The sequence below is a fragment of the Kribbella solani genome (genome assembly GCF_014205295.1).
GTDB lineage: Bacteria > Actinomycetota > Actinomycetes > Propionibacteriales > Kribbellaceae > Kribbella > Kribbella solani.
The window spans coordinates 1947800-1961563 of the sequence record NZ_JACHNF010000001.1 but is presented as its reverse complement, the minus strand read 5'-3'; the positions used below and the strand labels follow the sequence as shown (position 1 = coordinate 1961563).

Sequence of the window (13764 nt, the reverse complement as noted above, 5' to 3'; positions counted from 1 at the left end):
GTGGAGTTCCAAGAATTCACCAAGAACTCGCTGCGAGCCTGGGCGTTCCGTACCGGATCGAACGGAAGGAACGTGATGCAGACAGTCAACGGCCTCCCCGCCCACGTGCTGCTAGTGCACGCTGTCGTCGTACTGCTCCCGCTATCCGCCGCCTTGCTCGCGCTGACCGCTCTGTGGCCTGCCGCCAGACGCCGACTCGCCGGACCGAACCTGATCTTGTCGCTGCTGGTCGTCGTACTGGTGCCGATCACGACGAGTGCCGGTGAATGGCTGGAGCACCGGCTCACCCCGAACCCGCTGATCCATAAGCACACCGAACTGGGCGACACCGCGATCTACGCGGCGATCGGCGTCGCGGTGCTCGCCCTGATCGTCTGGTGGCGCCAGCGGGAGAGCACCGGCCGGACGCCACTGCGGCGTACGTTCCTGGTCCCCGGCTCGAGTGCGCTGACCGCGGTCGTGACCGTCGGCGCTGTCCTGGTCGCGGGCGCCGCCGTGTACGACGTCGTCCGCATCGGCGACTCCGGGGCCAAGGCCAGCTGGAGCGACTGGGCCTCGCAGCCCTGACCCGCACTCGCCGGGCGTGGTCGTCAGCTGCCGTGCGCGGTGGAGATGTCGCGGCCGTCGAGAGTCGGCAGTGCGACGACCACGAGCAGGGCCGAGCCGGCGAGCAACCAGAGATAGCTGACCTGGAACCCGGCGCCGAGCGGTCCGTCGTGGAACGCCTGATGGACCGGCGAGTAGGGCTGCCAGGACGCGAAGCGCGGCAGGACGAGGCCCGCGGCGTACACGACGTACGCCGCGGTGGCAGCCGCGGACGCGACCGCGACGGCGGTGCTACGACGGCCGAACAGCGCGCCGGCCGCGAGCGCGAGTACACCGAACTCGAGGCCGAGCAGGGTCATCGCGAGCGCACCACCCGCGGCGTCCGGGACGGAGATGCCGAGGCCGAAGGCCAGACTGCCGATGCTGGTCGCGACGAAGAGGACAACGCCGAGCGTGGTGACCGACACCGCCAGTGCGAGCGCCTTGTCGACAACGACGCGGGCGCCGGAGATCGGTGTCACGAGCAACAGTTCGAGCGTGCCACGTTCCTCTTCGCCGGCCAGCGCGCGGGCACCGTGCCCGATCCCGTAGACGAGGAACAGGCCGGGGAGCAGGAGCGTGAACAACTCGGCGTTGAGGAACCCACGGCCGGTCGTCATCGCGTCCAGGTTGAAGAACTTCCGCAACTCCTCGGGAAACGACTGGTACAGCTGATGCAGGTTCGGCATGTCACGGATCGACGGCCACAGCGCGGACTCCAGCAGTACGAGGGCAGCGATCGCGATCGACCAGCCGATCAGTCCGCGGCGCGCGTCGTACAGCGACTTCAGGAAGACGTTCCTGAACATCAGCGTGGTCATGGTGCCTCCGGGTCGTCGTAGAAGTCCAGGAAGACGGCCTCGAGGTCCGCTTCGTGGCTGAGGACGTTGGTCACGTCGTACGGTGCGACCGCCTTGATCAGCTCGGCCGTCGATCCGGTCACCGCGACGTGGGCGGTGTGGCCGTCCAGGGTGACCTGCTGAACCCCTGGTACGGCGTGGATGCGGCCGGCCGGCGGGCTGCCGGCGAACGTCAGGTCGAGGCGGCGGCGAGCCCGGTCCTTCAGCGCCTGCACGGATTGGACCGTGACCAGGCGGCCGGCGCGCAGGATCGCGACCGTGTCGGCGACTGCTTCCACCTCGGACAGCACATGTGAGGAGAGGAAGACGGTCCGCCCGGCCTGCCTCGTCTCGCGCAGCAGCGCGCGGAACTCCCGCTGCATCAGGGGATCGAGGCCGGCGGTCGGCTCGTCGAGGATCAGCAGATCCGGCTCGTGCATGAAGGCCTGGATGATCCCGGCCTTCTGCCGGTTGCCGCGCGACAGCGTCCCGATCCGGACCGTCAGGTCGAGGTCGAAACGCTTGGCCAGCAACTCGATCCGGTTCCGGTCGACGCCGCCGTACAGGCGCGCGAAGTACTCCAGGTACTGCGCGCCGGTGAGGTCGGGATAGGCGACGAAGTCCCCGGGCAGGTAGCCGATCCGGCGCTGGATCGTGTCGTACTGGTCGGCGGCGTCGAAGCCGAACACCAGCGCGGACCCGGCACTCGGGCGGATCAGGCCGGCGAGCAGCCTGATGGTGGTGGTCTTGCCGGCGCCGTTCGGCCCGAGATACCCGACGATGACACCCGCCGGTACCTCCAGATCGAGCCGGTCGAGGGCGGTACGGCGGCCGAAGCGCTTGGTCAGGCCACGGGTCTTGATGACGGTCTCGTGGTTCGTCACGTCAGCGCCCCTGGTGGTGGATGACGGCGACCGGGCAGTGTGAGTGGTACAGGAGGCCGCGGGCGACGGATCCCATCCGCAGTTCGGAGAACGCGGTCCGGCCGAGGCCGCCGACCACCACCAGGTCCGCCTCCTTGGACTCGTGGGCCAGGACAAGAACCGGGTGGTCGACGACCCCGTGACTTTGGACGCTGACGTCCGGATACTTCGCGGACCAGCCTTCGAGGGTTTGACCGAGGAGTTCGTCGGCGGTGGTGATCCACGGCTGCCGGGCCGGGTCGAACCAGTTGTTCGGGTCCGGGTAGGTCTCGCGGACCTCGATCGCGTGCACGCCGAGCAACTCCGCGCCGGTCGCGTCCGCCAATTCGAAGGCGAACCGGAGGGCGTCCTGGCCGTCGACGGAACCGTCGATGCCGATCACGTACCGGCCGTGCGCGGGCGCGGCGGGATCCCAGGTGTCGGGGACGACGATCAGCGGGACGTCGGTGGCGAGCGCCGTGCACATCTGGGAGGTCGAGCCGAGCACGAGCTCGGCGAACCCGCCCATGCCGCGCCGGCCGACGACCAGCGCCTGAGAGCGTTCGGAGAGTTCGAGCAGCAGTTGCGCCGGATGCCCGCGCCGGACCTCGAGTGACGCGGCCCGGAACCCGAGCCGGGTGAGCTCGTCGAGCGCGTCGCGGAGCACCTCGCTGCCGTCGTCGAGTCCGTCCGGCGGTGCGGCAGCGGGTACGTGCCGATCGTCGTCGACCACGTACACCGCATGCAGCGGCGCCTTCTGGACGGCGGCGTACGCGGCTGCCCAGGTCAGCGCGATCAGGCCGTCACGCGACCCGTCGATTCCTACCAGTACCGGTAGTTCCGCGGATTCGGTCACCATCGGGCACCTCCCGGAGCTCGTACATCTGCACTTCAAGTCAACGGGCGCCGGCGACGTACGGGCAGGGCGGAAGGTCCCGACCGGAAAGACCCGAAGGTCCTGGTGAACGAATGGTCTTCGGCCGCTGCGCGGAACCGGCGGGTGGACCAGTGTCGAAGGTGGAAAGTCTCGTTCAGGGAGGATTGCGATGAAGGCATTGGTCTACAACGGTCCCGGGCAGCGGAGCTGGCGCGAGGTACCGGACCCGGTGATCCAGGACCCGGAGGACGCGATCGTCCGCGTCGACGCGGTGACGATCTGCGGTACCGATCTGCACATCCTGAAAGGCGACGTGCCGACGGTGCGGCCGGGCCGGATCCTCGGGCACGAGGCGGTCGGCACGATCACGGCCGCCGGCAGCGGGGTCCGCGGTGTCGCGGTCGGTGATCGGGTGCTGATCTCGTGCATCACCGCCTGCGGCCGGTGCGAGTACTGCCGGCAAGGACGCTACGGCCAGTGCCTCGGCGGAGGCGGCTGGATCCTCGGCCACCGCATCGACGGTACGCAGGCCGAGCAGGTCCGCGTACCGTTCGCGGACCGGTCGGTGTACAAGCTGCCGGACAATGTCGGCAACGAGGAGGCCGTGCTGCTCGCCGACATCCTGCCGACGGCGTACGAGGTGGGAGTACTGAACGGCAAGGTCAAGCCCGGCGACACCGTGGTGATCGTCGGCGCGGGTCCGATCGGGCTCGCCGCCTTGGCGACCAGCAAGCTCTTCACGCCGTCACGAGTGATCGTCGTCGACTCTGCGGACTCGCGCCGGAAGGCGGCGCTGGAACGCGGCGCGGATCTCGCGCTCGGGCCGGACGAGGACGTGCCGGCGCAGGTCCGGGAGCTGACGGGTGAGCTCGGCGCGGACGTGGCGATCGAGGCGGTCGGGGTACCGGCAACGTTCGAGCTGTGTACGCGACTGGTCCGCCCGGGCGGCACGGTCGCGAACGTCGGCGTGCACGGCGCGCCCGCCACGCTGCACCTCGAGGACCTGTGGATCAAGAACGTGACCATCACGACCGGCCTGGTCGACACCTTCTCGACGCCGCGGCTGCTGTCCATGCTGGCCGCCGGCCGGCTGCAGCTGCCGGGCCTGATCACCCACCGCTTCGGCCTCGACGAGATGCAGGACGCGTACGACGTCTTCGCCGACCCGGCCACTACCGGAGCCCTGAAGGTCGCCCTGTTCGGCGAGCAGGGGCTCGAGTAGCCGTATCCGTTGGTCGCCCGTCTACAGCAATGAGGTGAGGAAGATGTCTGCTTGGAACCGGACCGGGCCCGTCGTGGTCGAGGTGGACGGCAGCGCGGAGAATTTGCGGGTCGTCGACTACGCCGCGGCCGAGGCGTTACGGTCCGGTGCCGAGCTGGTGCTGGTGGCGCCGTACTCGGCACACGCGGCGTTCGATCCGATGACGCCCGGGTACGCCCCGAAGCCGCCCGCCGAATTGGCCGACGCGGCGTTGCGCGCCGCGGTCGCGCATGTCCGGCACCGGAACGGCTACGGGATCGAGCTCGCGGCCGTCGCCGGTGAAGGACCACGTGGCCGCGTCCTCGCGCGCGCGGCGCGGAAGGCACGGATGCTGGTGGTCGCCAGGCCGCGCAGCCGCGGTCCGCAGCGGCTGATGCACACGCAGGCGCACCTGACCCTGGCATCACGGGCCGGCTGCCCGGTCGTCGTCGTACCGCTGTCCTGGAAGCCGTCACTGCTGGACCGGAAGGTTGCCGTCGGCGTCGACGGTACGTCGCTGTCGGTGGAGGCGCTGGAGTTCGCGTTCGCGGCGGCGACCGTACGGGAGGGCGGGCTGATCGTCGTCCACGCCGGACTGCCGGCCGAACGCCCGTTCACCGAAGAGGATCCGGAGTGCTCGTGGATCAGCCGGGCGGAGTACATGCTGTCGGAGACGCTGGACCCGTGGACGAGCCGGTTCCCGACCGTGAAGGTGACCCGCTATCTGACCAACCGGCCACCGGCGGCGGCCCTCGTACACGAGAGCTGCGATGTCGGTCTGGTCGTCGTCGGCGCACACACCGGCCCGCTCCCGATCGACCCGGTCGCGCGCCGCTCTCTGGCCGCGATGACCTGCCCGGTCGCGATCGTGCCGCATCACCCGGACTCCGCCGAACAAGCCCGGCGGCCCGCATCCCGCCGTACCGCCGTAGCCGCTCCGTTGCGACCAGCGCCGTAGCGGCGGGTTGTCAGGAGGCGCTCCTGGAAGCGCAACGGCTACCAGGAGCGGATGCGGCGGCCCGTGACACGGCGGGGTTCGACCACCATGTGCGTATCCCGGGTGCCGCCGGCCCAGGGCGTGATCTGGCCCTTGGTGGCCTCGATCTCGAGATCGGTGGCGGGGCGGACCATGCCGTTGACGAGGATGCTCCAGCCGTCCTGCATGCCTTCGTCGAGGTGGTCGAGTTCGAACGCGATCGGGGCCAGATCGTACTGGGCGACCGTACTGTCGGCTGCCGTCCGGAAGATGATGAGGTCGTCGCGGTAGCAGTAGTTGACCGGGACGACGACGACCTCGTCCACGCCGGTGTACGCGATCCGGCCGATGGTGCCGGACTTGATCAGGACGACGCACTCTTCTTTCCGCATCGGTTCGAGGACCGGCGCCCTCGGCGGCTGATGGGGAGGTCCGGGGTGCCGCGGTCCGGTCAGCTCGTCGACCGTGACATCGAGGGCGTGGGCCAGCCGGACCAGCTCCGCGCCGGTGAGGGCGAAGGGCCGGGTCTCGATGTGTTCGATGCGGTCCGTGCTCAGGCCGGTGCGGTTCGACACCTCCCTCGTACTGAGACCGAGAGCCTGCCGACGGTGCCGGATCCGGAGACCGAGGTTGCCCGGCCCACCCGCAATCTGTGTGTCCATCGGGAATCCGCCTTTCCGGTTGAGCTTCCAGTTCCAGCCAATCAGCCGAACGGCCGGCCGGTCAGGGTCCGAGGTCACGGATTCCCGGGCCGGTCGGCGGGGCGCGCGCCGAAGGTCCCGGATGGGCCGGGACCGTGGTCCCTGGCGGGCAGCGTGGTCCGCGCGGCATGCTGGGGAGGCGCCCGCTCGGGTGCGGGTACGCGGTGCGGCCGAAGGAGACGTGATGACGATCAAGGTGTTCCTGCTTGACGACCACGAGGTGGTTCGGTTGGGGCTGCACCAGTTGCTCGACGCGGAGCCGGACATCGAGGTGGTCGGGGACGCGGGGACCGCGGCGGAGGCGATCGCCCGGATTCCTGCTGTCCGGCCGGATGTCGCCGTGCTCGATGTACGGTTGCCGGACGGTGACGGTATCGGCGTGTGCCGTGAGATTCGCTCGCGGATGGACGAGCCGCCGGCCTGTTTGATGCTGACGTCGTTCTCCGACGACGAGGCGTTGTTCACCGCGATCATGGCGGGCGCGGCCGGGTACCTGCTGAAGCAGATCAACGGCCGGGCGCTGATCGACGCCGTGCGCCGCCTCGCGGCCGGCGAGTCGCTGCTGGATCCGTCGATGACGGCGAAGGTCCTGGAACGCCTGCGGCACCCGGCCGAGGCGGAGGACCCGCGGTACGCGTCCCTGACCGATCAGGAGCGCCGCATCCTGGCCGAAATCGCCGAAGGCAAAACCAACCGCCAGATCGCACAGTCCCTGTACCTGGCCGAGAAGACCGTCAAGAACTACGTGTCGTCCCTGCTCCGCAAGCTCGAGCTGGAACGCCGTACCGAGGCCGCGGTTTTCGCCGTCGAACACGCGAAGAAACACCCACGCGGTTGAGGTCCGGCTCGTAGCGGGCTAGACGGACGTTCGCTCGAAGCGGAGGGCGACGTTGGCGAGGGCACGGAGTGCGGCGATGGTTTCGGCGATCTTGCGGTGCGAGTCGCTCGGGTGGACGGTCCGGAACAGGTCGTTGCGGACGTCCTCGAGGCCGTCGAGCAGGTGTTCGATCTCGTCGGCGACGATCGCGTCGTGCGGTTGTTCCGCGGCGATGGCCGGCAGGATGCGGCCGCGGAACGCGACCAGGGTGTGCTGTGCCTCGGCCAGCCGGAGTTCTTCGAGGAACCAGTTGTCGGTCATGCTGGTCTCGGCGAGGTTTTCGAGGTCGGCCTGCCAGCGGTCGAGCTCCTGACCCAGTGTGGTCATGACGGCTCCTTCGGGACGAAGTCGGCGATCGGCCGGCGGGCGGTCGCGGGGTGGGACCGGGTACGGCCGAAGCGGATGATCATGTCGGCGTGCCCCGGTCGCTGGGTGAGGCGCTGCACCTTTCGGCGCAGGTCCTCGTACTCGAGCGGCTGATTGAGGAAGGAGGCGCTGACGCCGGCCCGGGTCGCGGTCAGCAGCACACGTTCGAGCGCGGCGCCGGCGGCCACTTGGTCGGCAGGCCCATCGTGCTCCGTGGACAGCACGGCGATGTCGGGCTCGGCCTCGAACCGGGTCTCCGGGCGCAGCCGGTCCAGCGGCCGGGTACCCATGTCGCGGACCGCCGCGGGGTAGGTGGCCGATCGTGGTCCGAGCGCGGAGCTGGGGATACCGTCGGCCGCACGGTCGCCGCCGACCCAGTGGGCCCGTTCGGCGCGCCGGTGCCAGTCGCTGATCTCGCGCAGGTCGGCGTCGAGAACGAGGTCGAGTACGGTGTCGATCTCGGCCGCCCCGAACCAGGTGAGCTCAGCGCCCTCCGCGTACGCGGCCCGCAGCAGTTCCACTCGCACGTTCTCGGCCAGCGGAACCGAGTCGGAAGGTTTGCGATCGGTGTGGCGGTACGGGATCTGGGCGGCGAGATCGCGCAGTTCGTCGTTGCCGATGCCGTCGGGTTCGAGCACGATCCGGGCCAGCAGGCCGGGTTCCTCCGGGTAGGGCGACAGTCCGTACCAGGTGCCGTACCCGAGGGTCTCGGCCGCGCAACGGAGGTTGAAGCTCGCTGCTCCGGCGGCGATCCGCATCGCACGGCCGGTCGGATCCTCGGCGGGGAGTGTCCGCGACCCGTCCAGGTAGACGTCGATCACGTGCCCCTCGATCTCGAACCGCCAGGGCTGGGTGTTGTGCATGCTCGGCGCCGCGACCGCGGCGGCGAGCAGGATGTCGATGTCGCCGGCCGGCAATTGATCGGACACTGGAGGCTCCTCCCGCTGGTTCTCCACTCCAGCTTGGCCGCCGGGAGGAAGGCGGCGCCGCGGTCAAGAGTCCCGACCTGAGGGGCCGTTAGTCAGTCGGCGCGGTCAGTTCGACGACGGTGCCGTGCGGCTGGTTGTCGCTGATCCGGACCGATCCGCCGAGGGCCTGGGCCCGCTCGGTCAGGTTGCGCAGGCCGCTGCGACGAGTCTCGGCACCGATGCCGACGCCGTTGTCGGAGACGCGCGTGACAACCTGCGCCGCATCGGCGACGACCTCGACGGTCACCTGCGACGCCTCGGCGTGGCGGACAATGTTGGACAGCGATTCGCGGACGGCGGCGAGGATCTGTGGCCGGACATTCGGAGCTACGGCGGTGTCGATCGGCCCGGCCAAGGTCAGCTGCGGCCGGAAGCCCAGCGCTCCGGCGTACTCCGAGATCAAGGCCTGCAGGTCGCCACGCAGTGAGCTCGCGTTCGGTGGCTGCTGGAGTTCGAAGATCGCGGCGCGCAGGTCGTGGATCGTGGTGTCGATGTCGTCGACCGCGCGGCTGAGGCGGTCCTGGTGCTCGGGGCGGGCCAGCCGGTGCATGCCCTGCAGCTGCAGGCCGGTCGCGAACAGCCGCTGGATCACCAGATCGTGCAGATCGCGGGCGATCCGGTCGCGGTCCTCCAGTACGGCAAGCATGTCGCGGTCCTGCTGGGCCTGCGCCCGTTCGAGCGCGAGGGTGGCCTGGCCGGCGAACATCCGGACCAGGTCGGCGCCTTCGCCGGCGCCGGTGCTCGAACCCTGTCCCAGCGCCACGACCAGGATGCCACCGGTACCGGTTCGGCCGGCCGGTAGCGGGGCGATGGTCGTCCGGCCGAGACCGGCGCCGACGGGGAAGTCGGTCAGTGCGCCGACATCCTTCAGGACCTGCGCGAGGTCCTCGATCACGACGACCTGCTCGTCCCCGGACGCGACCGCGCCGAGCACCGGGAGGGTGGCCGGAACCCGCCGGCCGAGGTGGCGGCCGAACTCGGCCGGGCCGTCGACCGCACGGACCACCAGTTCGTCACCGTCGGCGACGAGCAGACCGGACACCCGCGCACCGGAGATCTCCCGGGCCCGCTGCGCGATCAGCTGCAGCGCCTGGTCCGGGTCGTACTCGCCGAGCATCAGCTGGTTGATCTCGGCGTTGACCTCGTGCCAGCGCCGGCGTTGCTCGGTATCGGCGTACAGCCTGGCGTTGTCGATCACGACCCCGGCCGCCGCCGCGAGCGCGGTGACCGTGCGTTCGTCGTCCTCGGTGAAGTCGGCACCGTCGGTCTTCTCGGTCAGGTAGAGGTTGCCGTAGGCATGCTCGCGGGTACGGATCGGGACCCCGAGGAAGCTCTTCATCGGCGGATGGTTCGCCGGGAAGCCGTACGACCTGGGGTGCTCGGCGAGATCGTGCATCCGGATCGGCTCCGGGTGCTCGATCAGCAGACCGAGGATGCCGTGCCCTTCGGGGTACGGCCCGATCGCCGCGATCTCCTCGTCGGTCACGCCACGGGTGATGAACCGGACCAGGCGCTTGCCGTCCGGCCCGACCACGCCGAGGGCGCCGTACCGGGAGCCGGCGAGTTCACAGGCCGCGCTGACGATCCGGTCCAGGGTGCTGTTCAGGTCGAGATCCGTTCCGATACCGACGACCGCGTCGAGCAGCGCGCGCAGCCGTTCCTGGTACTCCATGATCTCGTCGACCCGGCCGAGCAGTTCCTGCAGGAGGGCATCGAGCCGCACCCGGGACAGGCCGCCGTACTCCAGTGCCCCCTCGTCCCAGGTCCCATGGCCTGTCTGCCCATCACCTGCCACGGAGCCAGCCTACGGATTCCGCGCAATATGTCTAGCCTTCCCGCGGGCGCTTGCCCCAAGGCACCAGCCGCCGCCCGTGCACGGATTCCATTCCGACCCGGACCAGTTGCGGGTCCTCCATCGGCAGCCAGGAGTGCAGTGGCAGCGTGCGGCGCAACTCGGCGGCCTCATCGGGACTGACGACCGAAAGGTGACCGATCGCGGTGACCGTCCAGCCGATATGGCGGTCCAGGTCCACATCGTCCGCTTCGAATGCGACCACGTCACCTCGTTCGGCGGCCCGGAACTTGTCACCCTGCCCGGAGCTGAACACGATCGTGTCCGCATCCAGGAGAAAGTTGACGAGCCGGATCGCGGGCAGGCCACCGGCGGTGTAGACGAGGCGTCCCAACGGGACCGAGCGCAGCAGCCGCAGGCACTCGGCCCGGCTGACGATCTCCAGGCGTGAATGATCGAATCGGTGCGTCGCGGCAGTCATCGGTGGGCCTTTCCTGCGGTCTCCACCCACCGTCGCCGCCGGGCGCGGCCGGCAGTAGGGCCGAAAGTCCCTCACCATCGGGTACGGGATCGGTTGTTGAGGAGCGGCGTCTGCTGGGACGGTAGTGTCACATCCGCGCCGTTTCCGGAGGTCGATGAACGTGGCTGACTTCGATGAGGTGTCCGCACATCCCGGCGAACCGCATCGTGGCGGGCTGGCCGGAAGACTGAACTGGCTGCGGGCCGGGGTTCTGGGCGCCAACGACGGCATTGTGTCGACGGCGGGACTGGTGGTCGGAGTAGCTGGCGCGACCACCTCGTCGACCGCGATCCTGACCGCGGGCGTGGCAGGTCTGAGCGCCGGCGCGGTGTCGATGGCGCTGGGCGAATATGTCTCGGTGAGCAGTCAGCGTGACACCGAGCGATCCCTGCTGGCGAAGGAAGAAGCCGAGCTGGCCGAAGCGCCCGCGGACGAGTTGGCCGAGCTGACCGCGATCTATGTGGCCAAGGGCTTGCGGCCGGAGACGGCCGAGCTGGTGGCGGCGGAGCTGACCGAACGCGATCCGTTGGTGGCTCACGCCGAGGCGGAGTTGGGGATTCGTCCCGATGAGCTGACGAACCCCTGGCACGCGGCCGGTGCCTCCGCGCTCGCATTCACGGTCGGCGCGCTGCTGCCCTTGCTTGCGATCCTCCTCCCCGGACCTGGGATCCGGGTGCCGGTCACCTTCGCCATCGTGCTGCTCGCGCTCGCCGGAACCGGAGCTTTGAGTGCCCGTCTGGGCGAGTCGCGCCCGGCACCGGCCGTCGCCCGCCTCGTGATCGGCGGCGCCCTCGCAATGGCCGTCACCTTCGCCCTCGGCCAACTCGTCGGCTCATCAGCCCTCTGAAGCCCCGACCGGCCCAATGACCGCCTGCTGCTTCACAGCGGCCGTTATGTGTCCCGCGCGCCTTTCCGCGGTGTGACGCGGGGACCGTGGGTCGTTGTTCGTGATGTACCCGCGCCCGCTGAATCCGGGCATCAAACCTGCACGGACGTATCTGTGCGCATTTCTCGACCTTCACCTGCGCCGCGGTGACCACCACCCGGTTGTCCTCGCCGTCCAGGCGATGTCCGGCATGCGCATCAGATGACGAGGTCTGTTGGGGGTTCGGGGTCTTGCCGGGGCGCGAGGGGGATCGCGACGGCGAGCAGGAGTGCAGCTGTGCCCAGTACGGCGGTCAGAGCGGCTGTCGAGCCTGACATGGTGATGAGTAGCCAGCCGAAGATCGCGGCACCGATCGAGCCTCCGAGTAGCCGGAAAAGTGTGAGGGTCGCCATTGCCGAGCCGAAGTGTTCTGGTGGTGCGGTGGTGATGCCGAGAAGGGTGTATGCCTGCATCGAGAGGCCGAGGGCGGCTCCCGCGAGCACGAGACCGGTGATCGCGATCGCCAGGACGACAGGCCCTGGTGCTGCGGTGATACGTGGCAGGACTGCAAGTAGTCCAAGGCCCAGTACGCCGAGTACGAGGCCGAGCCGCCCCCACGCCGCCACGCGGGGGAACTTGCGGGCCACGATCGAGAAGGTTGCGGTGATGACCAGTTGCCCGGCCGTGAGTGCGACCAGCATCGTCGAGACTGTCGAGATGCCGTATCCCGTCCCGGCGATGACCGCCAACGGCACGAACGTGAAGGTACCGAACAGGGCCGTGCCGCTGATCCCGGTGACGATGATCGATCGCGCCAGACCGGGTGAGGCGAAGATGGCAGGCGGGACAAGCGGATTGGTGGCCCGGTGTTCCTGCCGGACGAACGCGACACCGGCGGTGGTTGCGAGGATCAGAACGGCCGGGGCAAGTACGACGGATCTGGCGACGCTGTCGAACGATCCCAGTACGACGATGCCGGAGGTCGCCACGAGCATCAACACCACGCCGCGAATGTCGAAGCCGCGCATGCCGGCTGTGCCGTCCCGGCCGGGCAGGCCGCGGTACCCGATCGCGATGGCAAGCACGCAGACGGGGAGATTGACCAAGAAGATCGCGGGCCAGCCCGCGGACTCGGTCAGGTAGCCGCCCAGCGGCGGCCCGGCCAATGCCGCGATCGCCATGACGGCGGTGAGCCAGATCTGCCGGCGGATCAGCTCGGTCCGATCGAAGAGGACGCCAAGGGTGCTGACGGCCGTGACGATCAGCCCCGCGCCGCCGACGCCTTGAAGCGCGCGAGCGGCAACCAATGCGAGCATTGACGGTGCCAGAGCGCAGGCGAGCGAACCGACCGCGAACGTCAGAACGGCGCCGACGAACACGGCGCGACGTCCCAGGATGTCGCCGAGCTTGCCGGCGATCGGCGTGGTCACGGTGACGGTGAGCAGATATGCGGCGGTCACACCCGCAATCGCCGATCCGGCCTGCAGGTCGGCGCCGATCCGGGGGAGCGCGGCGACGACGATGTTCGTATCCAGCTGTGCGAGCAGCATCCCCAGCATGAGCGCGAAGAAGGCAAGCTCTGTTTTGGGCGCGACGGCCGAGCGCCCACTCGACAGCTCCGAACTCGTCTCCATGATCTCCTCAATCCATGCGAGTTACATACATATTATCATGCGAATCGCATACACTTGGCTCATGGGCACCTCGAATCCAGCGGGCCACAACCCTGGCCAGTCGCTCTTCCGCGTGGTGCGGTACTGGTCGCGCAGGTGGACCAGCGCGGGCCAGGCCGTCGACGTCGAGCGAGGGCGGGACGTGATGGTCGCCGAGGCCGTCGCGGGACTTCAGGGCAGCAGCGGCGCAACCGTCAATCAGGTCGCCGACGAACTCGGCATCGATCAGTCCGGGGCCAGCCGATTCGTCAGTCAGGCCGTCGAACGTGGCTACCTGCACAAGGTTGCCTCGCCCTCGGACGCCCGCCACCGCCTCCTGCGTGTCACCGATGAAGGGGACAGACTCCTCGATTTCGCTCATCGCTGGCAGGACTCCGTGTTCGCCGAACTCACTGCCGGGTGGCCCGCCGACGACGTACGCCAATTCCAGCTGTATCTACAGCGATTCGGCGCGGCACAGGACGAACGGAGGTAGCTCGTGGAATCGGAGTTGGAAGCGGCCATCACCGAGTGGAGATCACCAGGTTCCCGTGCGGCAGGTACTGCGGTTCCAGCGGTTCACACGCACCCTTGTGCAACCGCG

General features: G+C 69.2%; 15 protein-coding genes. 6 read left to right on the top strand and 9 right to left on the bottom strand.

Annotated elements, in window-relative coordinates; translation table 11 throughout:
* Positions 1-567 carry a DUF2231 domain-containing protein gene (locus HDA44_RS08700; protein ID WP_202887272.1) on the top strand — a complete coding sequence of 189 codons (567 nt, stop codon included), beginning with the start codon at positions 1-3 and terminating at the stop codon, positions 565-567.
* A gap of 23 nt (positions 568-590) precedes the next feature.
* Here HDA44_RS08700 and HDA44_RS08695 read toward each other — a convergent pair whose 3' ends face one another.
* The 3 genes from HDA44_RS08695 to HDA44_RS08685 are packed head-to-tail and all read right to left on the bottom strand — an operon-like array spanning position 591 to position 3185.
* Positions 591-1406, bottom strand: coding sequence for an ABC transporter permease subunit (locus HDA44_RS08695; protein ID WP_202887271.1), 816 nt, complete (start codon positions 1404-1406; stop codon positions 591-593).
* Positions 1403-2308 carry an ABC transporter ATP-binding protein gene (locus tag HDA44_RS08690; protein WP_337905741.1) on the bottom strand — a complete coding sequence of 302 codons (906 nt, stop codon included), beginning with the start codon at positions 2306-2308 and terminating at the stop codon, positions 1403-1405. Before HDA44_RS08690 ends, HDA44_RS08695 begins: the two co-directional genes overlap by 4 nt.
* A gap of 1 nt (position 2309) precedes the next feature.
* The gene (locus tag HDA44_RS08685; protein WP_184832788.1) at positions 2310-3185 is read right to left on the bottom strand and encodes a universal stress protein; all 876 of its coding nucleotides are present in this window, start codon (positions 3183-3185) and stop codon (positions 2310-2312) included.
* A 187-nt stretch (positions 3186-3372) separates the two neighbouring features.
* Here HDA44_RS08685 and HDA44_RS08680 point away from each other — a divergent pair, with 187 nt between their 5' ends.
* On the top strand, positions 3373-4425 hold the full coding sequence (locus tag HDA44_RS08680; protein WP_184832786.1) for a zinc-dependent alcohol dehydrogenase family protein: 1053 nt from the start codon (positions 3373-3375) through the stop codon (positions 4423-4425).
* 43 nt (positions 4426-4468) lie between these two features.
* A complete protein-coding gene (locus HDA44_RS08675) occupies positions 4469-5401 on the top strand; it encodes a universal stress protein (protein WP_184832785.1) in 933 nt (310 codons plus the stop codon).
* Positions 5402-5439: 38 nt separating this feature from the next.
* Here HDA44_RS08675 and HDA44_RS08670 read toward each other — a convergent pair whose 3' ends face one another.
* On the bottom strand, positions 5440-6081 hold the full coding sequence (locus HDA44_RS08670) for a helix-turn-helix domain-containing protein (RefSeq protein ID WP_184832784.1): 642 nt from the start codon (positions 6079-6081) through the stop codon (positions 5440-5442).
* Between the two features lie 223 nt (positions 6082-6304).
* On the opposite strand from HDA44_RS08670, the gene HDA44_RS08665 reads away from it, so the two are divergent.
* Complete coding sequence (locus HDA44_RS08665) at positions 6305-6958, top strand: response regulator (protein WP_184832783.1); 654 nt, start codon at positions 6305-6307, stop codon at positions 6956-6958.
* Positions 6959-6976: 18 nt separating this feature from the next.
* Here the strand turns inward: HDA44_RS08665 and HDA44_RS08660 are convergent, their stop codons facing one another.
* From HDA44_RS08660 to HDA44_RS08645, 4 genes are all read right to left on the bottom strand, one after another.
* Positions 6977-7324, bottom strand: a complete 348-nt coding sequence (locus tag HDA44_RS08660; RefSeq protein WP_184832782.1) for a hypothetical protein — start codon at positions 7322-7324, stop codon at positions 6977-6979.
* Positions 7321-8292: an Acg family FMN-binding oxidoreductase gene (locus tag HDA44_RS08655; RefSeq protein WP_184832781.1), complete on the bottom strand. Its 972-nt coding sequence runs from the start codon at positions 8290-8292 to the stop codon at positions 7321-7323. The genes HDA44_RS08660 and HDA44_RS08655 overlap by 4 nt, the downstream gene beginning before the upstream one ends.
* Before the next feature lie 88 nt (positions 8293-8380).
* On the bottom strand, positions 8381-10126 hold the full coding sequence (locus HDA44_RS08650) for a GAF domain-containing protein (RefSeq protein WP_202887270.1): 1746 nt from the start codon (positions 10124-10126) through the stop codon (positions 8381-8383).
* A 31-nt stretch (positions 10127-10157) separates the two neighbouring features.
* On the bottom strand, positions 10158-10604 hold the full coding sequence (locus HDA44_RS08645; protein WP_184832780.1) for a pyridoxamine 5'-phosphate oxidase family protein: 447 nt from the start codon (positions 10602-10604) through the stop codon (positions 10158-10160).
* Between the two features lie 160 nt (positions 10605-10764).
* Here HDA44_RS08645 and HDA44_RS08640 point away from each other — a divergent pair, with 160 nt between their 5' ends.
* Positions 10765-11490, top strand: a complete 726-nt coding sequence (locus HDA44_RS08640) for a VIT1/CCC1 transporter family protein (protein WP_408954240.1) — start codon at positions 10765-10767, stop codon at positions 11488-11490.
* Positions 11491-11726: 236 nt separating this feature from the next.
* Here the strand turns inward: HDA44_RS08640 and HDA44_RS08635 are convergent, their stop codons facing one another.
* Positions 11727-13142: an MFS transporter gene (locus HDA44_RS08635; RefSeq protein ID WP_202887269.1), complete on the bottom strand. Its 1416-nt coding sequence runs from the start codon at positions 13140-13142 to the stop codon at positions 11727-11729.
* A gap of 61 nt (positions 13143-13203) precedes the next feature.
* On the opposite strand from HDA44_RS08635, the gene HDA44_RS08630 reads away from it, so the two are divergent.
* Positions 13204-13656, top strand: coding sequence for a MarR family winged helix-turn-helix transcriptional regulator (locus HDA44_RS08630; RefSeq protein ID WP_184832776.1), 453 nt, complete (start codon positions 13204-13206; stop codon positions 13654-13656).
* Positions 13657-13764 lie beyond the last annotated feature (108 nt).